Source organism: Streptomyces sp. PA03-6a (assembly GCF_033792765.1).
Lineage (GTDB): Bacteria > Actinomycetota > Actinomycetes > Streptomycetales > Streptomycetaceae > Actinacidiphila.
In genome coordinates, this window is record NZ_JARAVK010000146.1 from 1 (window position 1) to 23713 (window position 23713).

24 protein-coding genes are annotated in these 23713 nt (G+C 72.5%); 14 read left to right on the forward strand and 10 right to left on the reverse strand.

Annotated features, from left to right (window positions below; all coding sequences use genetic code 11):
* The first annotated feature begins 252 nt into the window (after positions 1-252).
* From PV350_RS29310 to PV350_RS29320, 3 genes are all read left to right on the forward strand, one after another.
* Positions 253-1137: a glycerophosphodiester phosphodiesterase gene (locus tag PV350_RS29310; protein ID WP_499512964.1), complete on the forward strand. Its 885-nt coding sequence runs from the start codon at positions 253-255 to the stop codon at positions 1135-1137.
* 158 nt (positions 1138-1295) lie between these two features.
* Positions 1296-1817 (forward strand): ATP-binding protein, encoded by a 522-nt coding sequence (locus PV350_RS29315; RefSeq protein WP_499512963.1) that lies wholly within the window; start codon positions 1296-1298, stop codon positions 1815-1817.
* A gap of 110 nt (positions 1818-1927) precedes the next feature.
* Positions 1928-2899 carry a DUF5926 family protein gene (locus PV350_RS29320; RefSeq protein WP_499512962.1) on the forward strand — a complete coding sequence of 324 codons (972 nt, stop codon included), beginning with the start codon at positions 1928-1930 and terminating at the stop codon, positions 2897-2899.
* 202 nt (positions 2900-3101) lie between these two features.
* Here PV350_RS29320 and PV350_RS29325 read toward each other — a convergent pair whose 3' ends face one another.
* Both PV350_RS29325 and PV350_RS29330 read right to left on the reverse strand, forming a co-directional pair.
* The gene (locus PV350_RS29325) at positions 3102-3632 is read right to left on the reverse strand and encodes a hypothetical protein (protein ID WP_499512961.1); all 531 of its coding nucleotides are present in this window, start codon (positions 3630-3632) and stop codon (positions 3102-3104) included.
* Between the two features lie 148 nt (positions 3633-3780).
* Positions 3781-4443 carry a bifunctional DNA primase/polymerase gene (locus PV350_RS29330; RefSeq protein ID WP_499512960.1) on the reverse strand — a complete coding sequence of 221 codons (663 nt, stop codon included), beginning with the start codon at positions 4441-4443 and terminating at the stop codon, positions 3781-3783.
* Between the two features lie 588 nt (positions 4444-5031).
* On the opposite strand from PV350_RS29330, the gene PV350_RS29335 reads away from it, so the two are divergent.
* Positions 5032-6423, forward strand: a complete 1392-nt coding sequence (locus tag PV350_RS29335) for a PP2C family protein-serine/threonine phosphatase (protein WP_499512959.1) — start codon at positions 5032-5034, stop codon at positions 6421-6423.
* 45 nt (positions 6424-6468) lie between these two features.
* Positions 6469-7956: an aminopeptidase P family protein gene (locus PV350_RS29340; protein WP_500336917.1), complete on the forward strand. Its 1488-nt coding sequence runs from the start codon at positions 6469-6471 to the stop codon at positions 7954-7956.
* Between the two features lie 64 nt (positions 7957-8020).
* Here the strand turns inward: PV350_RS29340 and PV350_RS29345 are convergent, their stop codons facing one another.
* A complete protein-coding gene (locus PV350_RS29345) occupies positions 8021-8467 on the reverse strand; it encodes an ATP-binding protein (protein ID WP_018558220.1) in 447 nt (148 codons plus the stop codon).
* A 211-nt stretch (positions 8468-8678) separates the two neighbouring features.
* On the opposite strand from PV350_RS29345, the gene PV350_RS29350 reads away from it, so the two are divergent.
* The 9 genes from PV350_RS29350 (at position 8679) to PV350_RS29390 (ending at position 18233) form a co-directional block, all read left to right on the forward strand.
* Positions 8679-9413, forward strand: a complete 735-nt coding sequence (locus PV350_RS29350; protein WP_499512957.1) for a hypothetical protein — start codon at positions 8679-8681, stop codon at positions 9411-9413.
* 96 nt (positions 9414-9509) lie between these two features.
* Positions 9510-10274: a YcnI family copper-binding membrane protein gene (locus tag PV350_RS29355; protein WP_499512956.1), complete on the forward strand. Its 765-nt coding sequence runs from the start codon at positions 9510-9512 to the stop codon at positions 10272-10274.
* A gap of 77 nt (positions 10275-10351) precedes the next feature.
* Complete coding sequence (locus PV350_RS29360) at positions 10352-11017, forward strand: SCO family protein (protein ID WP_499512955.1); 666 nt, start codon at positions 10352-10354, stop codon at positions 11015-11017.
* Positions 11014-11469 carry a copper chaperone PCu(A)C gene (locus tag PV350_RS29365; protein ID WP_500336920.1) on the forward strand — a complete coding sequence of 152 codons (456 nt, stop codon included), beginning with the start codon at positions 11014-11016 and terminating at the stop codon, positions 11467-11469. Before PV350_RS29360 ends, PV350_RS29365 begins: the two co-directional genes overlap by 4 nt.
* Positions 11470-11479: 10 nt before the next feature.
* A complete protein-coding gene (locus PV350_RS29370; protein WP_499512953.1) occupies positions 11480-13360 on the forward strand; it encodes a copper resistance CopC/CopD family protein in 1881 nt (626 codons plus the stop codon).
* Positions 13357-14592 carry an iron uptake transporter deferrochelatase/peroxidase subunit gene (efeB, locus tag PV350_RS29375; protein ID WP_500336922.1) on the forward strand — a complete coding sequence of 412 codons (1236 nt, stop codon included), beginning with the start codon at positions 13357-13359 and terminating at the stop codon, positions 14590-14592. The genes PV350_RS29370 and efeB overlap by 4 nt, the downstream gene beginning before the upstream one ends.
* 36 nt (positions 14593-14628) lie before the next feature.
* The gene (pheA, locus tag PV350_RS29380) at positions 14629-15558 is read left to right on the forward strand and encodes a prephenate dehydratase (RefSeq protein ID WP_499512951.1); all 930 of its coding nucleotides are present in this window, start codon (positions 14629-14631) and stop codon (positions 15556-15558) included.
* Between the two features lie 585 nt (positions 15559-16143).
* Positions 16144-17421, forward strand: a complete 1278-nt coding sequence (gene serS / locus PV350_RS29385; RefSeq protein ID WP_499512950.1) for a serine--tRNA ligase — start codon at positions 16144-16146, stop codon at positions 17419-17421.
* Positions 17418-18233, forward strand: a complete 816-nt coding sequence (locus tag PV350_RS29390) for an HAD family hydrolase (protein ID WP_499512949.1) — start codon at positions 17418-17420, stop codon at positions 18231-18233. Before serS ends, PV350_RS29390 begins: the two co-directional genes overlap by 4 nt.
* Here the strand turns inward: PV350_RS29390 and PV350_RS29395 are convergent.
* The 7 genes from PV350_RS29395 to PV350_RS29425 all read right to left on the reverse strand — a co-directional run bounded on the left by PV350_RS29395 (position 18169) and on the right by PV350_RS29425 (position 23400).
* Entirely contained in the window at positions 18169-18894 is a 726-nt protein-coding gene (locus PV350_RS29395; RefSeq protein WP_500336925.1) for a rhomboid-like protein, read from the reverse strand. The genes PV350_RS29390 and PV350_RS29395 overlap by 65 nt on opposite strands.
* 41 nt (positions 18895-18935) lie before the next feature.
* The gene (locus PV350_RS29400; protein ID WP_500336927.1) at positions 18936-19544 is read right to left on the reverse strand and encodes a YceI family protein; all 609 of its coding nucleotides are present in this window, start codon (positions 19542-19544) and stop codon (positions 18936-18938) included.
* Between the two features lie 26 nt (positions 19545-19570).
* Positions 19571-19828 (reverse strand): hypothetical protein, encoded by a 258-nt coding sequence (locus PV350_RS29405; protein ID WP_499512946.1) that lies wholly within the window; start codon positions 19826-19828, stop codon positions 19571-19573.
* A gap of 108 nt (positions 19829-19936) precedes the next feature.
* The gene (locus PV350_RS29410; RefSeq protein ID WP_499512945.1) at positions 19937-20656 is read right to left on the reverse strand and encodes an ABC transporter permease; all 720 of its coding nucleotides are present in this window, start codon (positions 20654-20656) and stop codon (positions 19937-19939) included.
* A 23-nt stretch (positions 20657-20679) separates the two neighbouring features.
* A complete protein-coding gene (locus PV350_RS29415) occupies positions 20680-21597 on the reverse strand; it encodes an ABC transporter ATP-binding protein (protein ID WP_499512944.1) in 918 nt (305 codons plus the stop codon).
* On the reverse strand, positions 21594-22499 hold the full coding sequence (locus PV350_RS29420; RefSeq protein WP_499512943.1) for an ABC transporter permease: 906 nt from the start codon (positions 22497-22499) through the stop codon (positions 21594-21596). Before PV350_RS29420 ends, PV350_RS29415 begins: the two co-directional genes overlap by 4 nt.
* A complete protein-coding gene (locus PV350_RS29425) occupies positions 22486-23400 on the reverse strand; it encodes an ABC transporter ATP-binding protein (protein WP_499512942.1) in 915 nt (304 codons plus the stop codon). Before PV350_RS29425 ends, PV350_RS29420 begins: the two co-directional genes overlap by 14 nt.
* Positions 23401-23713 lie beyond the last annotated feature (313 nt).

Genomic DNA, 23713 nt, shown 5'->3' on the forward strand with positions numbered 1-23713 from the left:
GGCACGGGAGGTGCAGCGGGAGCGGCGGACCCAGCGTCAGCGGGCGGCTGCGTCGGCAGCGCCGCCGGGACCGGGCCGGCCTCGTTCTCGGTGCTCACGGCTGTTCTCCTCGGATATGCGTTGTATGCCGTGCGTACGGTTACGGCTACGGTACGTACGACGACCGTCGTGATGGACACAGCTTTTCCCACCGGGTGTCAGACCGCCGTAAGCAGCGGCCGTTCCCGGCCCGGCGGATGGCACGATAGCCCGGTGACTGATCTCCGCGCGATCCAGGTCGTGGCTCACCGGGGAGCGTCCGAGGACGCCCCGGAGCACACGCTCGCCGCCTACCGGAAGGCGATCGAGGACGGCGCGGACGCCCTGGAGTGCGACGTACGCCTCACCGCCGACGGCACCCTGGTCTGTGTGCACGACCGCCGGGTGAACCGCACCTCCAACGGGCGGGGCGCGGTCTCCGCGCTGGAGCTCGCGGACCTGAGGAGCCTGGACTTCGGCAGCTGGAAGGCGCAGCCGGGTGCCGGAGGGGCCGGCAGGGCCGGCGGGTCGCGGCGGCGCCCGTCCGCGGAGCTGCGTTCCCTCCTCGACGCCGACGCCGAGGCCCCCGACCGCACCGACGGCGACCCGGACGAGCTCAGCCGCGTCCTGACCCTGGAGCAGCTGCTGGAACTGGTCGCGGACACCGGCCGCCGGGTGGAGCTGGCGATCGAGACCAAGCACCCCACGCGCTGGGCGGGGCAGGTCGAGGAACGGCTGGTGGAGCTGCTGGACCGGTTCGGGATGCTGTGGCCCGAGCCGGGCGAGCCGTCCCGGGTCCGTGTCATGAGCTTCTCCTCCCGTTCCCTGCGCCGGATCCGGATGGCCTCGCGCGACCTGCCGACCGTCTTCCTGATGCAGTACGTACTGCCCCGGCACCGCGACGGCCGGCTGCCGGCCGGGGTGGGGATCGCCGGGCCGGGCATCCGCATCCTGCGCGCCAACCCGGGGTACGTGGAGCGGCTGCACGAGGCGGGGCACCGGGTGCACGTGTGGACGGTGAACGAACCCGAGGACGTCGAACTCTGCGTGCGACTGGGCGTCGACGCCGTCATCACCAACCGCCCGAGGCAGGTTCTGGCCCAACTCGGGCGCTGCTGAAGGGAATACGGACTCCCTCCCTCCCCGGGTGGTGTGCACCGGCGCGTTCGGAACCTGTTCGATCGTTGTGTGTGCCCCAAGAGATCGCAGTTGGCCGGTTTCCGGCCCAGAACGAGAGGGCATCCATCCCGTGGCGTGGGGTGAAGGAGGTCTCGGGGGTGGCGTTGGTGGTGGCCCAGGAGGTGCCGACGTCCTCGACCATGGCCCTGCCTCATGGTCCGGCGGGCGTGGCCGAGGCGCGGCGCAGGCTGCGCAAGGAACTGTGTGCGTACGGGGTCGCGGAGCCGGTCGTCGACGACGCGGTGCTCATCCTGTCGGAACTGCTGAGCAACTCCTGCCGGCACGCCCGGCCGCTGGGCGAGGACGCGCCGTCCTCGGGCGGCAGCGGCATCAGGGCCGCCTGGGGGATCGACGAGGACGGGTTGCTGACGGTGGAGGTCACCGACGGCGGCGGGCCCACCCGCCCGCTTCCGGCCAGCCCCTCGCTCACCGCCCGCGGCGGCCGCGGGCTCGGCATCGTGCGGAATCTGTCGCTGCGCTGGGGCGTGCGCGACGCTCCCGGCGAGGTCACGGTGTGGGCGATGCTCGCGGTGCGCAGCCGGCACGCGCGGCGCGACGACCTCGTGCCCCAACTCGACATCCCGATCGACTTCGCGGACCCCTTCGACGACCTCCCGTAGCCCCCGCAGGGGAGTTGCGCGGCCTCCACAGGCGCGACCTCCGATGAGGGCGGACGGCGTGGCGCTAGGCTCACGGCCGGAACACCGCCGTTACCGGGAGAGATCGAGCCATGGCGAAGAAGCGCCCGACGAAGACGAAGGCCCCTGTCCGCCCGCAGATCACCGACGGGGAGATCCCCGTCGTCGGGGCCCGGGAACCCTGCCCGTGCGGCTCGGGACGGCGTTACAAGGCGTGCCACGGCCGTGAGGCGGCGCACGCGGTGACGGAGCTGGTGCGACGGCCCTTCGAGGGCCTGCCGGCCGAGTGCGACTGGGTGGCGCTGCGCGAGCTGGTGCCCGCCGCCACGGCCGAATTGACGCTCAAGGACCCGCTGCCGGAGGGCGTGCCGTCCGTCACGCTGGCGACCGTGCTGCCGATGGCGTGGCCGGGGCTGCGCCGTGACACCGGCACGGTGCTGCTGGGCCTGCAGAACGACACCGCGTCCGGGGACATCAGCCGGGACCTGGCCGACACCCTGCTGCGCGCGCTGCAGGCGGAGCCGGGCAACCCGGTGGGCGGGGAGCGCCCGGCGCCCGAGGGTCCCCGGCTGCAGGACCTGCTGGACCTGGACGCCGCGTTCGAGCCCGTGGTGCACACCGGTTTCGAGTTCTGGCTGGAGGACGCGGAGTCCGCCACCGGCGAGGTCGCCGCCTCGCTGGAGCGCGCGAACGCGGCCGTGATCCCGACCGTGCGGCTGACCGGTGTCGACGCGGCGTACTGGTGCGAGACCCCGGAGAAGAACCACCTGCGCTGGGTCATGCCGCACCCGGAGGAGCAGTTGCTGGACGCACTGGCCCGGCTGCACGCCGCGGGCGCCTCGTCGCTGGGCGAGGGCACGCGGCTGGTGGGCTCGTTCCGGGCGCACGGGCTGGTCGTCCCGGTGTGGGACCTGCCGACGGGCGTCTTCGCGGACGAGGTCGAGAAGCCGGCGGCGGCCTTCGGCGAGCGGCTGGCCGAGGTGCTGGAGCGGACGACCCCGCTGACGGCGGAGGAGCGGCGGGCGCGCAGCGGCTTCACCAACCGGCAGATCACCCTGAGCTGACCGGTCTCCCGCGCCGGTAGCCGCAGTTCAGGCCATGATCGCGTCCGGGTGATCCTGGTCACAGCCGCTGTCGGCCGGGCCTTGAACGCGGGCCGGAACCCGTACCCCGGATTTGCGTACGGGCGAAGTCTTGTTACCGTTTAAACAGTCCGGTCGCTGGTGCATCCCCCGTCGCCAGCGACCGGACGTTTCCATGCGCGGGTCAGTACGCGGATCCGCTGCGCAGCAACGGGCGTTCCCCGCCCCGCTCGGCGATCTCCGCCACCGCCGTGTACGGCTCCGCCGCCCCCGCCACCGTCGGCTCGCGCGGCGTCTCGCAGCTCCCGCTCCCCGCGTCCGCGGTGATGACGCACCGCGCCTGTACGGTCCGGCCGTCGGGCCGCATGAGGCTCAGCACCCCGTCCAGGGGCCGCCCCGTGGTGTTGCTCCAGTACGTGCGCGCCCAGGTGTCGCCGTCCTCGTCGATGGTGCAGGTCTGCGCCCGCAGGCCTTGCGCGGAGGTGAGTTGGGGACCGCAGGATGCGGTCTGGCGTTCGGATCCGGCCAGCTTCGGCAGGGAGTCGAAGACACCGGGACCGCTTGACAGGGGCTTGTCGTCCGTGAGCGCCGTCGTGACGTCCACGGGCACCGCGGGGAGGACGGGCCCGGCGGTGGCGCCGGTCAGGGGCAGCATCGCGGCGACGGCCACGACCGTGGCGAGGGCGGCCATCCGCAGGTTCGGCGCACGCATCATGCACAGAACATAGCGGGAGAAACGGACATGGAGCGGGGGCCGTTGCCCGTTCGCAGGGCAACGGCCCCCGCTCCTACCCGAACGAGTGACGACCGACGGGGACGGCGACCGTCACCCACCTCCCGCGGGACCCGTCACCGGGACCCGCTCAGTACGAGAGCCGGCTGCCGTCCGGCGCCGTGCGGCCCGCCTGCACCAGGGTGTCGACGATCACCCGCACGCTGGGCAGCCACGGCGTCCGGTCGCCCGGGTCCACCACCGGCCGCCGGACCCAGCGCGCCCCCGCGGTGCCGTCGGAGCCGTCGGATCCGACCGGCGAGGGCGGCAGGACGAGGTAGCCGCCCTCGCCGTGGTACCGCAGCGAGGTCGGCACCCATTCGTGGCGGTCGAGCAACTCGCCCAGTTCCTCCAGCGAGTACGGCTCCACCAGGACCGCGAAGCGCGTGGGGGTGGCCACGACCGGGCCGGTGCGCACCCCCAGCTTGTCGAAGACGCCCAGCGCCCGCGCTCCCGCGACGGCCGGCAGGCTCACCGCCGAGACCCGGTCGCCCGTGGCCAGCACGAGCGGCTGGTCCGGCCGCCGCGTCCACCACCAGCGGACCATCCGTGGATCGCGGGTCGCCGCGAGGAGGCCCGGATCGTGCGGATGGGCGCCCGGCACCGGACAGTCGGGCCGCAGGCAGGCGCATCCGCCCCGCGCGTCCGTACCGGCTCCGGGCACCACGGGCCATTGCCACCGCTCGGCGCAGGTGAGCGCCGCACGCAGCAGCTCCGGACTGCTCTTGCGTCGCTTTCCGAGGATCTCGCGCATCTGCGCTCGTTCCTTTCCGTTGGCGCTCAGGGATCTGCCCATGACACAACGTAATCTGGAACACACCGCTTACGAGGCAGCGCATCACGTCTCGAGCCGAGCGTGGAACGTGGCGGGGGGTGGCGCACACTGGCGCTTGTTCGTCCTGCGGAGTGCTGGGAACTGCTGCGTGTGCTTGCGTTTGCTGCTGTGTGCGGTCCCGCTGGCTGTGCAACACCCCGCCATGGGGGGAGGGTCGGCCGTCTCCGTCTATGACGCCCTGGCAGGACGCCGGGTTCCTGCGGCCGCCAACTCCCATCCCTTACGTACCCGCTGCGATGGATATGACGCGCTGTCGAACCCCTTCAGTCGACAACTAATTGTGGCACGCGGTGCCCTTTTTCGGCCATAGTCCTGCATCTCCTCGGACGCGCCGACACCAGCCCTTCCACCTGGGCAATCCTGGACACACCCACGAGTAGGCGGTACAAGGTAATCCATTGATAGCGGCGCAGCACGAGCTTGGGGGTTTGCGATGCTATTGACGGAAATGCGCTGCTCTGCGGAGCCGTCGCCGCGTCACGACGAAGAGCGTGAAAGCCGGCGGCCATGAGCGCCGCGCGCCTACCGAAAGTGGCCGGAATCGACCCACCCATTCCGACACCGGCGCACACTTCCTCCCCCGCGGTCGAACAACAATCCCATCCGGGCGACCCGGACGCACCTTCCGGCACGCCGGATCCGGTCGGCCAACTCGCCGCGGCCCAGGACCGGATGGCCTCCTGGATCTCCGACCTGACCACCCTGCACGAGCTCACCGAGCGGCTGGCCAGGACCGCGACCCTGCAGGACGCACTGCGCGAACTGCTGCGCGCCGGCGGCACCTTGGTCGGTGCGCGACGCGGTCTGGCCGCCGTCTCCCCCGTCGACCGGCTCGGTCCGGCCACCGTCGTGGGCCTCGGCCTCGGCCCGGCCGAACTCGGCGCCCTGGAGACCGTCCCGCTGCCCGCCGCGCCCGAGGCGGTGCCGGCGGAGGAGATCCACACCGACCTGTGCCGCGAGCCCGGACTCGGCCCGCGCCACCGCGAGGTCGCCCTGCGGCTCGGCTTCGGCGCCAGTTACGCCCTCCGGCTGTCCGCGGACTCCGCCGGCCGGCTGGGCTCGGCCCTGTGGTTCTACGACGAGCCGGCCGAACCCGGCGAACGCCAGCGCCACCTCATCGGCCTGTACTGCCGCCACGCCGCCGAGCACCTCGCCCGGCTGCTCGAACTCGACCGCAGCCGCGCCACCGTCGCCACGCTCCGCCAGGAGCTGCTGCCGACCCGGCTGCCCCGGGTCCCCGGGGTCCGTCTGGCCGTGCGGCACCGCCCGGCCGCGGGGGGCGGCGGCGACTGGTACGACGCCCTCCCGCTGCCCGAGGGCGCGCTGGGGCTGTCGGTCGGCGGCGTGAGCGGCGGCGGCATGAGCGCGGTCGCCGCGATGGGGCGGCTGCGGGCCTCCCTGCGGGCGTACGCGGTGATGGAGGGCGAGGACCCGGTCGCGGTCCTGTCCGACCTCGAGCTGCTGCTGCGGCTGACCGAGCCCGCCCGGTCGGCGACGGCCCTGTTCGCCTACGCCGAGCCGGCCTCCCGGAAGGTCGTGGTCGCCGGGGCCGGGCACTGTCCCCCGCTGATCGTCGGCGGGCACCGGGTCGAGTACGTGGAGACCTCGCTGTCCGCGCCACTGGGCATGCTCAGCTGCTGGGAGGCGCCCAGCGTCGAGTTCCGGGCGCTGGCCGGGGAGACCCTGCTGCTCTACACCGACGGCCTGCTGCACCGCACCGGCGATCCCGTCGACCGTGCCTTCGCCCGCCTGCACGCGGCCGCGGCGTCCGCCCCGCGGACCGCCCGGGACGACCCGGCGCAGCTGGTGGAGCACGTCCTGCACACCATGCTCCCGGGCGACCGTGAGGACCCCCACCCGACCGAGGACGTCGTCCTGCTCGCCGCCCGCTTCGACTGACCACCGGCGGGACCGCCGCCGGTCCTCCCCGCGCACCCACTTACGATGGGGTGGTCTACTGCGAGGAGGCATGACGTGGCCGAGGACCGCGCTCCGGAGACCCCGGAAGGCGACGAGCCCATCAAGCAGCGGAAGAACGGCCTGTACCCGGCCGTCTCCGACGAGCTCACCGAGGTGATGAAGTCCGGCTGGGCCGACACCGAACTGCGCGACCTGCAGCCGATCGAGCAGGCACCGTACGCCGCCAAGCGGCGCGCGGCGCTGTCGGCGCGCTTCCCCGGCGAGCGGCTGGTGGTCCCGGCCGGCAACCTGCGCACCCGCGCCAACGACACGGACTACCCCTTCCGTGCCGCCAGTGAGTACGTGCACCTCACCGGCGACCAGACCCAGGACGCCGTGCTGGTCCTGGAGCCCAACGGTGACGGATCTCACGACGCGACCGCCTACCTGCTCCCCCGCTCCTCCCGGGAGAACGGCGAGTTCTGGCTGGACGGCCAGGGCGAGCTGTGGACCGGCCGCCGCCACAGCCTGACCGAGGGCGAGGTCCTGCTGGGCCTGCCGTGCGCCGACGTCCGCAAGGTCGCCGACGTGCTGCGCGGGGCCACGGGCCCGGTCCGGGTCGTCCGCGGCTACGACGCCGGCATCGAGGCCGCGCTGACCGACAAGGTCACCGCCGAGCGCGACGCCGAGCTGAAGGAGTTCCTGTCCGAGCTGCGGCTGGTCAAGGACGAGTGGGAGATCGGCGAGCTGCAGAAGGCCTGCGACTCCACCGCGCGCGGTTTCGAGGACGTCGTCCGGGTCCTGGACAAGGCCGAGGCGACCTCCGAGCGCTACATCGAGGGAACGTTCTTCCTGCGCGCCCGTGTCGAGGGCAACGACGTCGGCTACGGCTCCATCTGCGCGTCCGGCCCGCACGCCACCACCCTGCACTGGGTCCGCAACGACGGCCCGGTCCGCTCCGGCGACCTGCTGCTGCTCGACGCCGGCGTGGAGACCCACAGCCTCTACACCGCCGACGTCACGCGCACGCTGCCGGTGAACGGCACGTACAGCGACATCCAGCGGAAGATCTACGACGCCGTGTACGAGGCGCAGGAGGCCGGCATCGCCGCCGTCCGCCCGGGCGCCGCCTACCGCGACTTCCACGACGCCGCCCAGCGCGTGCTCACCGAGAAGCTCGTCGAGTGGGGCCTGGTCGAGGGCCCGGTCGAGCGCGTCCTCGAACTCGGCCTGCAGCGCCGCTGGACCCTCCACGGCACCGGCCACATGCTCGGCCTGGACGTCCACGACTGCGCCGCCGCCCGCACGGAGACCTACGTCAACGGCACGCTGGAGCCGGGCGTGGTCCTCACGGTCGAGCCCGGCCTGTACTTCCAGGCCGACGACCTGACCGTGCCGGAGGAGTACCGGGGCATCGGCGTCCGCATCGAGGACGACATCCTCGTCACCGAGGACGGCAACCGGAACCTCAGCGACGGCCTGCCGCGCCGCTCCGACGAGGTCGAGCGCTGGATGGCCGCCCTCAAGGGCTGACCCCCGCCGCCCGGACCGACGGCCGGGGCCCCGCGGACCTCCGTGGGGCCCCGGCCTCCGTGCGTCAGGAGACCTTGAGCAGCGAGTCGTCCCGCCACTTGAGGATCTTGTCGAAACTGACCACCGCCCCGTGCCCGGGACGGTTGTGGAAGTGGACGTGGTCCACCAGCGCCTCGATCAGGAACAGCCCGCGCCCGTGCTCGGCGTGCTGGTCCTTCTTCGCCAGCGGACGTACGGAGTGGTGCGTACGGCGCAGGTCCGGGGCGAAGCCCGGGCCGGAGTCCGCCACCTCGATGCGGCAGCGGTCGCCCTCGATGCGGGCCGTCACCCGGTACTCGCCGTGGGCGGCGTGCTCAACGGCGTTGGCACAGGCCTCGGTGAGGGCGACCGACAGGTCGTAGGAGATGTCGGGGTCCACCCCGGCGGTCTCCATCGTCCCCAGCAGGAGCCGGCGGGCGAGCGGAACGCTCGCAGCCTCGCGCCGCAAGTGGAGGGACCACCAGATGCTCATGCTCAGCCTCCTGGCTGCGGCTCGACATACCGATACGTATTGCCCCGAAACACGGTCGGTAAGCGTGGCGTTGACGTGATGCCAGCCATACGGCGGATGCCGTCGCTCCTCAGGCGGGTGTAGGAACGCCGCCGGACGCATAGCACAGACCGGCGTGTTCCGGGACCCGCCGTTCGCAAGGCGGGCCCGCGGTGAGAGGATGACGCCCGTCATGTCTACCCCCGTGCGCGCCGGCGCCGATCTGCGACTGCTGCGGGCCGCGGTGTTCACCGCGGTCTGCGTCGTGTTGTCCGCGGGCGCGCACATGCTGGCGTCGGGGCACGGGGTGCCCGGCTGGACGCTGGCGGTGGGCTGGCTGGTCGTCTTCGCGGTCGTCGCCCCGCTCGCCGGGCGGGAGCGCTCGATGCCCGCCATCGCGACCGGGCTCGCGGGCGGACAACTCGTGCTGCACGTGCTGTTCAACGTGGGCGGGGTCTGCGGTGCCGGCGGGATAGCCGAGATCGCCGGGCGGCTGCTCTGCGACGAACGGACGGCGGCGCTGCGCTCCCACGCGCACTCCGCGGCCGGGACGGGTCACATGGTGGGCATGCCCGCGATGCCCGGCATGCCCTCCGCGGCCGCCGAGAGCACGATGCTCTCCTACAGCCTCCCCATGCTGCTCGGGCACGTGGTCGCCGCGGTGACCGCCGGCTGGCTGCTGCGCCGCGGCGAGGCCGCGCTGTGGCGGCTGGTCGCCCTGTCGGCCCGCGGGCTGGCCGAACTGTCGGGCGGCGCCCTGCGCCACGCCGTCGCGCTCGTACGCCTCCTGCTGACGGGCAGCCCGGCCGCGCCCCGCGCCGTCCTCGCCCCGAGCCGCACCGGCGGCTCCACCCGCGTGCCGCGCACGGCGCTGCTGCGGCACAGCCTGGCCCGGCGCGGTCCGCCGGCGTACGCCCTCGCGGCCTGAACGCGACCCGCTCCACCGACGTACGAGGGCGGAGTCGCGCGCGCCGCACGCGTGCCATCCGTCACCTTCCCTCCGTCACCGTGGAGTCTCCGCATCATGAACACCGTCATGCGCCGCGCCACCGCCCTCGCCGCCGTCACCGGGGCGGCCGTGCTCGCCACCGCCGTCCCCGCCTTCGCGCACGTGAGCGTCCAGCCCGGCAACGCCGCCAAGGGCGGCTACAGCACGGTCGCGTTCAAGGTCCCCAACGAGGACGACAAGGCCTCGACGATCAAGGTCGAGGTCAACCTGCCGGGCGACCACCCGATCGCCTCCGTCTCCACCCAGCCGGTTCCCGGCTGGACGGTGCAGATCACCAGGACCAAGCTCAAGACCCCGCTGAAGACCGGGCACGGCGACCTCACCGAGGCCGTCACGAAGATCACCTGGAGCGGCGGGAAGATCAAGCCCGGCGAGTTCCAGCAGTTCCCCGTCTCCTTGGGCCCGCTGCCCGAGGACACCGACCAGCTGGTCTTCAAGGCGCTCCAGACGTACGACAACAAGGAGGTCGTGCGCTGGATCGAGGAGCAGCAGGAGGGCCAGGAGGAGCCGGAGCACCCGGCGCCCGTGCTGACCCTGGCCGACGCCGCGGACGACGGCCACGGTCACGACGCCGCCACCTCGGACGACAAGAAGGACGACGCCAAGGCCGAGGCCGTCTCGGCGTCCGGCGACGGCGCCACCGAGAAGACCGCCTCCGCCGACGCCGGTGACACCACGGCCCGGGTGCTGGGCATCGTCGGCATCGTCGTGGGCGTGCTGGGCGTCGCCTTCGGCGTGCTGGCCGGCCGCCGCCGCGGCACGGGCACCCCGTCCGCCTGACGCACCATCGCCGGGGCGGCCGCCGCGCACGCACCGCGGCCGCCCCGGCGCCGCAACGAATTCCTGGGGAACCCCTGATGCGTACCACCCTCAGGGCGGCAGCCTCGGCCGCCGCCGTCGCCGCACTCGCCCTGACCCTCGCCGCCTGCGGCGGCCCGGACGGCGGGGCGGACACCTCCGGCGCCGAGCCGGTCGTCTCCGTCGAGGGGACACCGAAGGCCGCGACCGTCCTGGACACGCCGTTCGAGAAGCCGGACATGATCCTCACGGACACGCACGGCACGACGTACGACTTCGTCGAGCGGACCAAGGGCCGGCCGACCCTGCTCTTCTTCGGCTACACCCACTGCCCGGACGTCTGCCCGACGACGATGAGCGACATCGCCATCGCCAAGTCGAAGCTGCCCGCGGCCGAGCAGGACGAGCTCGTCGTGGTCTTCGTGACCACCGACCCCGAACGCGACACCCCGCAGCGGCTCGGCGAGTGGCTGGGCGCGCAGGACAAGTCCTTCGTCGGCCTCACCGGTGACTTCGCCACGATCCAGGCGGGCGCGCGCTCGCTCGGCGTGGACGTGGAGAAGCCGGTGAAGGAGAAGGACGGCAGCATCACCGTGACGCACGGCGCCCAGGTCATCGCGTACTCGCCGAAGGACGACAAGGCGCACGCGCTGTACATGTCGGGCACGACGTCCGAGGAGTTCGCCGCCGACCTGCCGAAGATCATCGCGGGGCGGACGCCGTGACCCCGGCCCGCTCCCTGCGGCGGATCCCCGTGGCGGCGGCCCTGGTGCTGCTCGGCGCCACGGCCTGCTCCGGGTCACCGGACGGCCCCGAACTGACGGTGAGCGGCGCCTACATCCCGCAGCCCACGCTGGCGGACATGGCGGCCGGCTACTTCACCGTCAGCAACACCGGCGACCGGGACGCCCGGCTGACCTCCGTCACCAGCGACCTGTCCGGGGACATCACCCTGCACAGCACCGAGGACAACCGGATGCGCCGGGTGACCTCCTTCACGGTCCCGGCGGGCGGACGGCTCACCCTCGCGCTCGGCGGCAACCACCTGATGCTGACGAACCTGGAGCACAAGCCCGCGGCCGGCGAGCAGGTTTCGCTGCGGCTGCACTTCGACGACGCCGACACCATCGACGTACGGGTCCCGGTCAAGCCCGCGGGCTACCACCCGGGGGACTGAGGAGAGCGCCATGAGGGTGATGACGAAGTCCGCGCTGCGGCTGCTGGCCGTACCGCTCGCCGTGCTCGGCCTGCTGCTCGGCACCGCGGCACCGGCGTCCGCGCACGCCGCGCTCGTCGGTTCCGACCCGGCGCAGGGTTCGGTCGTCAAGACCGCGCCGGCGCAGGTGCGGCTGTCCTTCTCCGAGGGTGTGCTGCTGTCGAAGGACTCCATCCGGGTCCTCGGCCCGGACGGCAAGCGCGCCGAGACCGGCGACGCGAACGACGGCGGCAGGGGCAGCACGACCGCGGCCGTCGCCCTGCGCCCGGGGCTCGGCGACGGCACGTACACCGTGGCGTGGAAGGTCGTCTCGGCCGACAGCCACCCGGTCGCGGGCGCCTTCACCTTCTCCATCGGCGCGCCCTCCAAGACCTCCGTCCAGCTGCCCGACCAGGAGGTGGGCGGGGGCGCCGTCGGCACCCTGTACGACATCGCCCGCTACGCCGCCTACCTCGGCTTCGCGCTGCTGGTCGGCGCCGCGTTCTTCATCGGTGTGTGCTGGCCGGACGGCGCGCGGACGCGGTCGATGCGGCGGCTGGTGGCCGCCGGCTGGGCCGCGATGGTCGCCGCGACGATACTGCTGCTGATGCTGCGCGCCCCCTACGCCGACGGGGGCGGGCTGGGCGACGCCTTCGACCTCGGCGGCGTACGGGACGTCCTGGACACCCGGCCCGGCGCGGCGCTGGTGTCCCGGCTGCTGCTGCTCGCCGCGGGCGCGGTGTTCATCGCCGTGCTCTTCGGCAGCTGGGCCAAGCGGGAGGACCCGGTCGAACGCCAGGACCTCGCCTGGGGCCTGGCCATCGGCGGCACGGTCGTATCGGTCGGCCTGGCCGCGACGTGGGCCATGGCCGAGCACGCCTCGGTCGGCATCCAGGCCTCGGTGGCGATGCCCGTCGACATCGTGCACCTGCTGGCCATGGCCGTCTGGCTCGGCGGTCTCACCGCACTGCTGGTCGCGCTGTGGGGCGGGCAGCGCGTGGAACGGGCGGTGGTGCAGCGCTTCTCCCGGATCGCCTTCGGGGCGGTGGTGACCCTGGTCGTCACCGGCGTCTACCAGTCCTGGCGCCAGCTGGGCTCCTGGGACGCGCTGGTGTCCACCGGCTACGGCCAGCTGCTGCTGGTCAAGATCGGCCTGGTCATCCTCCTGGTGGAGCTGGCCTGGCTGTCCCGCCGCTGGACCGCGCGGCTCGGCGACACGGCCGTCCGCGGCAAGGCCGCCGTCGCCCAGCCGGTCGCCGTGGGACGGAAGGGCGGCGGGGGCGGGGGTGCGTCCGAGCGCGCCGAACAGCTGGCCCGCCAGGAGGCGGCGCTGGCCAAGGAGCGGGCCCGCAAGGACCGCGACGCCGACACCGAGCGCACGGGCCTGCGCAAGTCGGTGCTGGCGGAGGTGGCCGTCGCGGTCGTGGTGCTGGCCGTCACGACGCTGCTGACCGGCACCCAGCCGGGCAGGGCCGCCGAGGAGGGCGCGGCGCAGCAGCAGGCCTCCGCGCCGGTGTCCGAGGTGCCCGAGCCGCTGGACGTGAGGATCCCGTTCGACACGGGCGGCACGAACGGCAAGGGCGAGGCGGAGGTGACCCTGGACCCGGGCGGCGTCGCCGAGAACGAGCTCCACCTGCTGGTCACCGCCCCCGACGGACGGGCCTTCGACGTCCCCGAGGTGCAGGTCTCCTTCACCCTGAAGTCCAAGAAGATCGGCCCCATCCCGGTGACGCTGGGCAAGATCGACACCGGTCACTGGAGTGCCGAGAACGTCCAGATCCCGGTCCCCGGGGAGTGGACGGTCGCCGTGACCGTACGGACCTCGGACATCGACCAGGTCACCCGCACGAAGGTAGTGAAGATCGGCTCATGAACGACCGTCCTCAGGACCTCTCGCGGCGCCGTCTGCTCGGCACCGCCGGAGCGGCGGGCGCCGCGGGACTGCTCGTGGGCGGCACCTCGGGCGCCGTCACCGCGCACGCCACGCGGGACGAGGCCACGGCGCTGACCTCCGTCGGCGCCACGGCCGTCCCCTTCCACGGCACCCACCAGGCCGGCATCACCACCCCGCTGCAGGCCCGCGGCCACCTGGTCGCCTTCGACCTGGCCGCGGGCGCCGGGCGCAAGGGTGCCGCGGCGCTGCTGCGCCGCTGGTCGGCGGCGGCCGAGGCGATGACGGAGGGCCGGGCCCCGTCGGGCGACAACCAGATCGCCCTGGACGCCGGGCCGTCCTCGCTCACCGTCACCTTCGGCTTCGGGCGCGGCTTCTTCGCCGGGACGGAGCTGACCGGGCGGATGCCGCAGGCGCTCGCCCCGCTGCCCGACTTCGCCTCCGACGCGCTCGACCGCGGGCGCAGCGACGGCGACCTGTGGATCCAGATCGGCTCCGACGACGCGCTGGTCGCCTTCCACGCCCTGCGCGTGCTGCAGAAGGAGGCCGCGGGCACGGCGACGCTGCGCTGGCAGATGAACGGCTTCAACCGCACCCCGGGCACGACCGCCGAGCCGCGCACCGCCCGCAACCTGATGGGCCAGGTCGACGGCTCCAACAACCCCCGGCCCTCCGACCCCGACTTCGACGCCCGCGTCTTCGTCCCCGCCTCCGGCTCCCCGCAGTGGATGGCGGGCGGTTCCTACGCGGTCGTCCGGCGCATCCGCATGCTGCTGGACACCTGGGACAACCTCCCCCAGGAGCGCCAGGAGAAGGTGATCGGGCGGCGCAAGGCCGACGGCGCCCCGCTGTCCGGCGGCACCGAGGCGAGCAAGCCCGACCTCGACAAGGTCGGCCCGGACGGCCGTACCTTCGCGATCGCCGCCGACGCGCACGTCCGCGTCGCCGCCCCGGCCTCCAACGGCGGCGCGGCGATGCTGCGGCGCGGGTACTCGTACCACGACGGCTACCGTGACGACGGCGCACCGGACGCCGGGCTGCTCTTCGTGGCCTGGCAGGCCGACCCGCTCAAGGGGTTCGTGCCGGTGCAGCGCAAACTCGACCGGGGCGACGGCCTGTCGCGCTTCCTGCGGCACGAGGCCAGCGGGCTCTTCGCGGTCCCGGGCGGCGCGGCACCGGGCGAGTACGTCGGCCAGCGGCTGCTGGAGTCCTGAGGCGGGACTTCGGCGGCAGGGCCTAGGCTGACAGACATGTCGCCGGCGAGCCGTTACACCTATCTCGGCCCTGAGGGCACCTTCACCGAGGCCGCGCTCCGGACGCTTCCGGAGGCCGCCACACGCGAGCTGGTACCGATGGTCTCGGTGCAGGCCGCGCTCGACGCGGTGCGCAGCGGGGAGGCCGCGGCCGCCTTGGTGCCCATCGAGAACTCGATGGAGGGCGGCATCACCGCGACGCTGGACGAACTGGCGGCGGGCACCCCGCTGATGATCTACCGCGAGGTGCGGCTGCACATCGCGTTCGCGCTGCTGGTGCGCCCGGGTACGGGGCTCGGGGACGTCAAGACGGTCACCGGTCACCCGGCGGCGCAGGTGCAGGTCCGCAAGTGGCTGACGGCGCACCTGCCGGACGCCGCGTGGGAGTCGGCGGCGTCGAACGCGGACGGGGCCCGACTGGTGGCGGAGGGCCGGTACGACGCGGCGTTCGCGGGCGAGTTCGCGGCGCCGACGTACGGGCTGGAGCCGCTGGCCACGCAGATCCACGACGCGGCGAACGCCGAGACCCGTTTCGTGCTGGTCGGCCGTCCGGCCCGGCCGGTCGCGCCGACCGGCGCCGACAAGACCTCGGCGGTGTTCTGGCTGGGCGACGACCACCCCGGCGCGCTGCTGGAACTGCTGCAGGAGTACGCGGTGCGCGGGGTGAACCTGATCCGCATCGAGTCGCGGCCGACCGGCGAGGGGATCGGCCGGTACTGCTTCTCGGTGGACTGCGAGGGGCACATCACCGAGCGCCGGGTCGGCGAGGCGCTGATGGGCCTGAAGCGGATCTGTCCGCAGGTACGTTTCCTCGGCTCGTACCCGCGCGCGGACGAGGTGCCGCCGCAGCAGCGCAAGGGGACCACGGACGAGGAGTTCACGGCCGCGGCGGACTGGCTGGGGCGCGCCCTGGACGGGCGGGTCTGAGGCGCTCGCGCACCGCTTCCCGGGGGCCTTCGGTGAACAACCGGTGGCCCCTTCGGTTGTCCACCGCGTTATCCACAGGCCCTTGCCGCGGGCTGGGGATAAGTCGACAGAACAAGTCGCCCAAGGAACCGCCAGATCGACAAATCGGCACACTCGCGCCAACTGGTCCCACAGACCCCCAGGTCATCATTCGTCATCCCAATACCTTCGAACAACTCGATAGAGGGAAGAGTTCTCACTCGAAAGTGAGTGTTAGGAGGGTTTGAACCGGGAATCCATGCCCCCGCACCCACCCCGCGGAATGATCAGGTCCATCTTCCACAGCCCATCCACACCCGCTGTGGACAAGTGAGGGGGACACCCCTCCCCCTGTGGATAACTCTCCGCTCCGGACCTGCCCCAACTGCCTTTGTCCACAGGCCACATGCCCTCCCCGGAGGGACGCGAAGAATTCGGTTGACGGTAACCGACCCGCCATTATCGGCCGTACGGCTTTTCCCGCAGCCCGCTTTCGAAGCGGACATAACACCCCATAAAGCACTTAACTTGTCGCGTCGGCACCCGGCGCACCGGTAGCCTGTTCCCGTGATTGACCTTCGCCTGCTTCGTGAGGACCCCGACCGTGTGCGCGCCTCCCAGCGCGCCCGTGGAGAGGACGTCGCGCTCGTCGACGCCCTGCTCTCCGCAGACGAGCGGCGCAGGTCGTCCAGTACCCGCTTCGACGAGCTGCGCGCGGAGCAGAGGTCGCTGGGCAAGCTGGTCGGCAAGGCCCAGGGCGAGGAACGGGCCGAGCTGCTGAAGCGGGCCGAGCAGCTCAAGGCCGCCGTGAAGACCGCCGACGCCGAGCAGCACGAGGCCGCCGAGGAGGCGCGGCGCCTGCTGCTGCAGCTCGGCAACATCGTCCACCCGGACGCCCCCGTCGGCGGCGAGGAGGACTTCGTCGTCAAGGAGGTCATCGGCAGCCCGCGCGACTTCGCGGCCGAGGGCTTCGAGCCCAGGGACCACATCGACCTCGGCGAGCTGCTCGGCGCCATCGACGTCGACCGCGGCGCCAAGGTCTCCGGCTCGCGCTTCTACTACCTGACCGGCCCCGGCGCCCTGCTGGAGCTGGCCCTGGTCAACGCGGCCATCGCGCAGGCCACCGCGGCCGGCTTCGTCCCGGTGCTGACCCCGACGCTGGTCAAGCCGGAGGCCATGGCCGGCACCGGCTACCTCGGCCAGGTCGAGGACGACGTGTACTACCTGGAGAAGGACGGCCTGTACCTGGTCGGCACCTCCGAGGTCCCGCTCGCCGCGTACCACATGGACGAGATCATCGAGGCGTCGAAGCTGCCGCTGCGCTACGCGGGCTTCTCGCCCTGCTACCGGCGCGAGGCGGGCTCGTACGGCAAGGACACCCGCGGCATCATCCGCGTCCACCAGTTCGACAAGGTGGAGATGTTCGTCTTCACCCGCCCCGAGGACGCCGAGGCCGAGCACGCCCGGCTGCTGGAGTGGGAGAAGCAGTGGCTGACCTCGCTCGAGCTGCCCTTCCGGGTGATCGAGCTGGCCTCGGGTGACCTGGGCTCCTCGGCGGCGCGCAAGTTCGACTGCGAGGCGTGGATCCCCACCCAGGGCAAGTACCGCGAGCTGACCTCGACCTCGAACACCACCGAGTTCCAGGCCCGCCGGCTCTCCGTGCGGCTGCGGGACGAGAACGGCACCCGCCCGCTGGCCACGCTCAACGGCACCCTGTGCGCCATCCCGCGCACCATCGTCGCCATCCTGGAGAACCACCAGCAGGCCGACGGCTCGGTCCGCGTCCCCGAGGTGCTGCGCCCGTACCTGGGCGGCCGTGAGGTGCTGGAGCCGGTAGCCAAGTGACCGCCCCGCTCCCCTACCGTCTGGTCGCGACGGATCTCGACGGCACGCTGCTCGGCCCCGACCACACCGTCTCCGGACGTTCGCGCAAGGCGCTCGCCGCGGCCACCGCGGCGGGTGCCGATCACATCGTCGTCACCGGCCGCCCGGTGGCCCGTACGGTGCACGTCCTGGAGGACCTGGGCTACGAGGGCCTGGCCGTCTGCATGCAGGGCGCGCAGGTCTACCACGCGGGCGAGCGGCGGCTGCTGACCTCGGTCACGCTGGACCGGCAGACCGCCCGGACGGCGCTGGCCAAGATCGAGGCGGAGACCGGCCCGCTGGCCGTGGCGGCGGCGCTCGACGGCATCGACGGCGACATCGTGCTCGGCCCCGGCTACCGGCTGTTCGACTCGGAGCTGCCGGTGGGCGGCGAGGTGGACGACGTGGAGGGGCTGTGGGCATCGCCCGTCAGCAAGCTCTACGTCCAGCATCCGCGACTGGGCGACGACGAGCTCGCGCACGCGGCGACCACGGCCGCCGGGGGCCTGGTCAGCGCCGTGATGTCCGGTACGGGCATCGTGGAGCTGCTGCCGCTGGGGCTGTCCAAGGCCCGGGGGCTGTCGCTGGCCGCCCGCCGGCTGGGTGTGACGGCCGCCGAGACCATCGCCTTCGGTGACATGCCCAACGACCTGCCGATGTTCGAGTGGGCGGCCCACGGCGTCGCGATGGGCAACGCCCATCCGCTGCTGAAGGCGGCCGCCGACGAGGTCACGGCCTCCAACGGCGAGGACGGGATCGCCCTGGTCCTGGAGCGGCTCTTCCCCGGGGCGTGAGCCCGCGGCACGCGAGGCCGATCAGCAGGGCGATGACGTGCCCGAGGTCGGTGTAGGTGCGGCCCGGTGTGACCAGGGGGTAGGCGAAGAAGCCCGCGGCGGCGAGCAGGTAGGGCAGCCGCCAGGGCGGTCGTACCCGGTGGGTGAGCACGCCGATGGCCCCGGCCAGCCCGTAGCTGACGCCGATGTCGACGGTGTGGGCGAGCGAGGCCGGCAGCCGGTCCGCGTGGATGCCGAGCAGCACGGCCTGCTGGCTGAGGACGCTCGCCCCGACGTGGGCCAGGGCCACGACGCCGAGCCAGCGCCGGGTGCCCAGCCAGCGCTCGGCGGGGGCGTGGACGGCCTCGAAGCAGAGCGCGTACAGCCCGAAGGCCGCCGGGGACTCGGTCCACAGCGCGCTGCCGACCAGCGCCCGCACCGGCTGGGAGCCGAGCTCCGCCAGGTTGGTGCTGTTGTGGTGCAGCAGGAAGGACCGCAGGTCCGGCGGGGCGGCCGCCATGATGCCGCTGGTCACGGCGAGGGCCAGCAGCCAGACGTGCGTCCCGGGGGCGGAGCGCACCCAGGCCCGCACCTCGGGGACGACGACCCGGGCCGCCGCGCCGCTCGGTGCGGTGCGGCGGCGCCCGGTGCCGGCGGTGCCGGCCGTCTCGTCCGTTGCCATCCCCTCCATCGTGCGGCAGGGGGACGGCTGCTTCAGCGGGTTCAGGCCGCCTTGATCGCGGAGATGTCGAAGGTCAGCTTGACCTTGTCGCTGATCAGGACGCCGCCGCCCTCGAGGGCCGCGTTGTAGGTGAGGCCCCAGTCGCCGCGGTTGACGGTCGTCGAGCCCTCGAAACCGACACGGAGGTTGCCGTAGGGGTCGGTGGCGGAGCCGTTGTAGGTGAAGTCGATGGAGACCGGCTTGGTGGTGTCCTTGATCGTGAGGTCACCGTGCATGCGGTAGGTCTCGTCGTCGACCTGCTCGGCGGAGCTGCTGCGGAAGCTGATCTCCGGGTAGGTGGCGGCGTCGAAGAAGTCGCCGGTGCGCAGGTGCTCGTCGCGCTGGGCCTGGTTGGTGTCGATGCTGACGACCTTGATGGTGACCTCGGCGGAGGAGTTGGCCGGCTTGCTGCCGTCCAGCTGCAGCTTGCCCTCGTACTCCGCGAACTGGCCGCGCACGGTGGTGACCATCGCGTGGCGCACGGCGAAGCCGACCTCGCTGTGGGTCGGGTCGATCGTGTACTCGCCGGTCAGGTGCGCCAGGTCGGCGGACGGCGCGGTGGTGACGGCAGCGGTCTCGGTGGCATCGCTCTTGCGATTGAACAGGCCCATGACTAACTCCTTGGGGACGCGTTGGTTTACGATTCAACCTCCTTCACGGTAGCGACATTCCCTTGAATTCTCAAGGAGTCCTGTGATCCAGCCCACTTCCGGGGGACGAGGACGAAGCGCCGGCGGCCCCGGTCACGGGACCACCGGCGGCGGAGCCCGGCGGCGGCACGCCCGGCGAGCGCGTCGATGCGGTGGGCCAGCTCCGGGCTGAACAGCGCGATGAGCAGGCCGAGGGCGGCCAGGAACACACCCACGGCGAAGAGCAGCGGAGTCTCGGACGTCACGCCGCACATCTGACAATCCGATGTGCGGACGTCGGGGGAGCAGGGCCGCCCGGGCGGAAGAAGACCACCCGGGCGGCTTACGGTGGGACGGGCCCTAGGCCGGAACGATCACTCCTCGCCGGCCAGCGTCAGCGACCGCATCCGCTGCCCCGCGAAGGCCGTCGCGGCGAGAGTGACGCCGACCAGCAGCACCACTGCGAGCGGCAGCCCCACGTCGGAGGTCACCGTGCCCTCGCCGGCGATCTTCTGGGCCAGCGCCAGGGCCCACTGCTGCACGCTCAGCGTGCGCGCCCCGGGTACCAGGCTGCCGATCAGCGACTCCCAGATCAGCGCGTAGACCAGGCCGAAGACCACGGCCTGCCGGGTCACCACGCCCAGCAGCAGGAAGATCGCCGCGTACGTGACGGAGGCGACCGCCGCCGCCGCGGTGAACGCGACCGCGATGCCCTGGCTGTTGCCGTTGAGGATGAACCCGGCGATCAGCGTCGGCACCGCCGAGAAGACCACCGACACCGCGATGGCGACCAGCAGCTTGGTGACGATGATCGTCGGCCGCCGTACCGGCTTGGCCAGCAGGTAGATGATCGAGCCGTCGTCGATCTCCGGCCCGATGGCGCCGGTACCGGCGATCACGCCGACCAGCGGCACCATCGTCGCCAGCGCGAAACCGCCCAGCACCGAACTCGCGATGGAGTCGTCGGCGCCGACCAGCGCCCGCACCGCCACGGAGATCAGGATCAGCAGCGCAGGCAGGGCGAACAGGACCAGGGCCCGGCGGCGGCCCAGCAGCCCCCGGTAGGTCAGCCTGGCCACGGTGGGATTGAACATCGGAGCTCCTTACAGCCGTGTGCCTACGCCGTGACCAGGTAGGAGAAGACGCTCTCCAGGGACTCGTCGGACGGCGAGACCGTGAAGAGCCGGATGCCCCGCTCCCGCGCGACGCGCGGCAGCAGCTCGGTGAAGCCGGCGAAGTCGATCGCCTGGATGCGCAGCGCCCGCTCCTTCCAGTCCAGCTCGATGGCGGCCGTGGACCCGTCCGCGATCAGCGCGGCGGCGAGCGCCCGGTCGTCGCTGGAGCGCACCAGGTAGCGGTGCGGCCGGTCCGTCATGAGCCGGCGGATCTTGCGGAAGTCTCCCGAGGCGGCGTGCCGGCCGGCGACGACCACCTCGATGTGGCTCGCCAGCTGCTCGACCTCCTCCAGGATGTGCGAGGAGAACAGCACCGTGCGGCCCTCGGCGCCCATCCGCCGCAGCAGGTCCATCAGGTGCAGCCGCTGCCGGGGGTCCATGCCGTTGAAGGGCTCGTCCAGCAGCAGCACCGACGGGTCGTGCACGAGCGCGGAGGCCATCTTGGCGCGCTGCCGCATGCCCTTGCTGTACGTGGAGACCGCGCGGTCCTGGGCGAACTCCATCTCGACCGTGGCCAGGGCGCGCTGCGCCGCCGCCCCCGGGTCCGCCAGCCCGTGCAGTTCGGCGTTGGCGACCACGAACTCCCGGGCCGTCAGGAAGTCGTACATCGCCTCCCGTTCGGGGACGATGCCGATGTGCCGGTACACCTGCTCGTTGCGCCAGACCGTGGCGCCGTCGAGGGTGACGGTGCCGGCCGAGGGGGCCAGGAAGCCGCCCATCATGTTGATCAGGGTGGACTTGCCCGCGCCGTTGGGGCCGAGCAGCCCGGTGACGCCGGGGCCGATCGTCATCGTCACGTCGTTGACGGCGACGACGTTGCCGAACCAGCGGGACACGTGGTCGATGGACAGGGTGGTCACGACAGTACGGCCTTTCGGTAGCGGCGCATCAGCAGGCCGAAGGAGCCGGCGATCACGGCGAGGAGGACGAGGAGGTAGACCGTGCCGACGACCGCGTCCTTCGGGCCCGCGCCCTCGGGGAAGCTGGAGGTCGCCCCCAGCCACCAGGTCTGCGCGCCGTCGATCAGCGTGATCGGCGAGAACAGGCCGAGCCAGCCGATCACGTCGGCGTTGCCGTTGATCGAGGCGACGCCCTGGACGCTGGTCACCGCGCCGTACGAAAGCGTGAACACGGCGATGACCGCGGCGACGCCGAAGCCCCGGCGCGGCGTCAGCGCCGCGATGACCAGGCCGATGCCCGCGAACAGCAGCGACAGCAGCAGGGCGGCGAGCATCGCCTTGGCGAAGCCCGCGCTCTGGTCGCTCACGTCGAACTTGGCCAGCAGCGCCCCGATGTACATGATCAGCAGCGGCGTCGCGGTGAGGATGAACAGCGCCGTGGTCAGCGCGGCGAACTTCGACGCGACGTAGTCGACCGCCTCGATCGGACGCGAGAAGTACAGCGGGGTCGTCTTGAACCGCAGGTCCAGCGAGACGGCCTGCGGGGCCTGCGCCGCCAGGTAGAGGCCGATGACCGCCTGCATGATGATCGCGTACTGGGTGTACTCGATCGGCAGCTTGGTCGCCTTCGTGCCGATCGCCACCGCGACCATGATCCCGGCCGGAACGCACATCACGGCCAGCAGGATCATCGGCAGCACCTTGGACTTCGCCGAACGGCCGAGCCCGTACGCGCTGCGCAGGCTCTGGACGTACAGCGACGTGCGCGCGTAGCCGCGGCCCAGGCGCGGGCCGTCGTAGTGCCGGTAACCGATGTCGTGGATGACGTCGGCGGCGGGCGTCCTGCCCTCAAGCTGCGTCATGCTCGTCCCCTCCCCGGAAGATCTCGGCGATGCGGTGCCGGTGCTGCTCCATGCGCACCAGGCCCGTGCCGAGCTCCGCGACCGCGTCGCGGACCGCGTCGTACGTCTCGTCCCCGTCGATGTCGACCATGACCAGCCGGCCGTCCGCGTGCGCGTTGAGCCCGGCGGCGGTCAGCTTCTCCACCAGCTCGTCCTCGTGCTCGGTGACCTCGACGGTGAGCGAGGCGGTCGCCTGGGTGAAGTCGCTGGTCGAGGAGGAGCGCAGCAGGGAGCCGCCGTCGATGACGACGATGTGGTCGCTGGTGCGCTCCAGTTCACCGAGCAGGTGGGAGGTGACCAGCACGGAGATGCCGAACTCGGTGTGGACGCGCCGGATCAGTTCGAGCATGTCGTCGCGGCCGACGGGGTCCAGCCCGTTCGTCGGCTCGTCGAGCAGCACCAGCCGGGGGTCGTGGACCAGCGCCTGGGCCAGCTTCACCCGCTGCTTCATGCCCGTGGAGTACCCGCCCATGGGGCGGTACCGCTCCTCGTACAGGCCGACGTGGCGGAGCGTGTCCGCGGTGCGCTCTCGCGCGGCGGCCGGCGGCAGCCCCGAGATACGGGCCATGTGGACGACGAACTCCGTCGCCGACACGTCCGGGGGCAGGCAGTCGTGCTCCGGCATGTAGCCCACATGGGCGCGGATCGCCGCGCCCTCTGTCGCCACATCCATGCCCAGGACGGCGGCCCGGCCTTCCGTGGCCGGCGCCAACCCCAGGAGGATCTTGATCAGGGTCGACTTGCCGGCTCCGTTGGCACCGACCAACCCGGTCACGCCGGGTGCGATGTCGACGGTGAGCCGGTCCAGAGCGGTCACCCTCGGGTACCGCTTCGTCAGGCTTTCGGTAGCGATCACAGTCACGCCACGAACCTAGTGGCGCGGGCCACACCCCGTCGTCAGTCTGGGGGGCGGTTGTGCGTAGTCCTTGGGGTTGACTCCCCCGTAGGGGAGGCGCTGCGGTGCGTCCGTCTTGGCGGGGTTCCTCCTGCGGGTCGCGCGGTTCAGCCGTGGCGGGGCGTCGTCCGGGAGCACGGTCGGCTCCACCGGTCGCCCCCGACGGGCCGGACCCCGCGGTGGTGCCGCGTGGCGCTGCGTCGGGTCGTGGGGTGCGGGCGCGGGCGCGTGGCAGTGCGCGGGTCGCGCTCGCGTGAGGGGCGCGGGGGTGTGCGGGGCG

Excerpts from the sequence above, each read along its gene's own strand:
- PV350_RS29420 (WP_499512943.1), bottom strand. The coding sequence starts at position 22,499 with ATGACGCAGCTTGAGGGCAGGACGCCCGCCGCCGACGTCATCCACGAC.
- PV350_RS29350 (WP_499512957.1), top strand. The coding sequence starts at position 8,679 with ATGTCTACCCCCGTGCGCGCCGGCGCCGATCTGCGACTGCTGCGGGCC.
- PV350_RS29370 (WP_499512953.1), top strand. The coding sequence starts at position 11,480 with ATGAGGGTGATGACGAAGTCCGCGCTGCGGCTGCTGGCCGTACCGCTC.
- PV350_RS29410 (WP_499512945.1), bottom strand. The coding sequence starts at position 20,656 with ATGTTCAATCCCACCGTGGCCAGGCTGACCTACCGGGGGCTGCTGGGC.
- PV350_RS29335 (WP_499512959.1), top strand. The coding sequence starts at position 5,032 with ATGAGCGCCGCGCGCCTACCGAAAGTGGCCGGAATCGACCCACCCATT.
- PV350_RS29320 (WP_499512962.1), top strand. The coding sequence starts at position 1,928 with ATGGCGAAGAAGCGCCCGACGAAGACGAAGGCCCCTGTCCGCCCGCAG.
- PV350_RS29345 (WP_018558220.1), bottom strand. The coding sequence starts at position 8,467 with ATGAGCATCTGGTGGTCCCTCCACTTGCGGCGCGAGGCTGCGAGCGTT.
- PV350_RS29355 (WP_499512956.1), top strand. The coding sequence starts at position 9,510 with ATGAACACCGTCATGCGCCGCGCCACCGCCCTCGCCGCCGTCACCGGG.
- PV350_RS29360 (WP_499512955.1), top strand. The coding sequence starts at position 10,352 with ATGCGTACCACCCTCAGGGCGGCAGCCTCGGCCGCCGCCGTCGCCGCA.
- PV350_RS29325 (WP_499512961.1), bottom strand. The coding sequence starts at position 3,632 with ATGATGCGTGCGCCGAACCTGCGGATGGCCGCCCTCGCCACGGTCGTG.
- PV350_RS29340 (WP_500336917.1), top strand. The coding sequence starts at position 6,469 with ATGGGGTGGTCTACTGCGAGGAGGCATGACGTGGCCGAGGACCGCGCT.
- efeB (WP_500336922.1), top strand. The coding sequence starts at position 13,357 with ATGAACGACCGTCCTCAGGACCTCTCGCGGCGCCGTCTGCTCGGCACC.
- PV350_RS29330 (WP_499512960.1), bottom strand. The coding sequence starts at position 4,443 with ATGCGCGAGATCCTCGGAAAGCGACGCAAGAGCAGTCCGGAGCTGCTG.
- pheA (WP_499512951.1), top strand. The coding sequence starts at position 14,629 with ATGTCGCCGGCGAGCCGTTACACCTATCTCGGCCCTGAGGGCACCTTC.
- PV350_RS29400 (WP_500336927.1), bottom strand. The coding sequence starts at position 19,544 with ATGGGCCTGTTCAATCGCAAGAGCGATGCCACCGAGACCGCTGCCGTC.
- PV350_RS29395 (WP_500336925.1), bottom strand. The coding sequence starts at position 18,894 with ATGGCAACGGACGAGACGGCCGGCACCGCCGGCACCGGGCGCCGCCGC.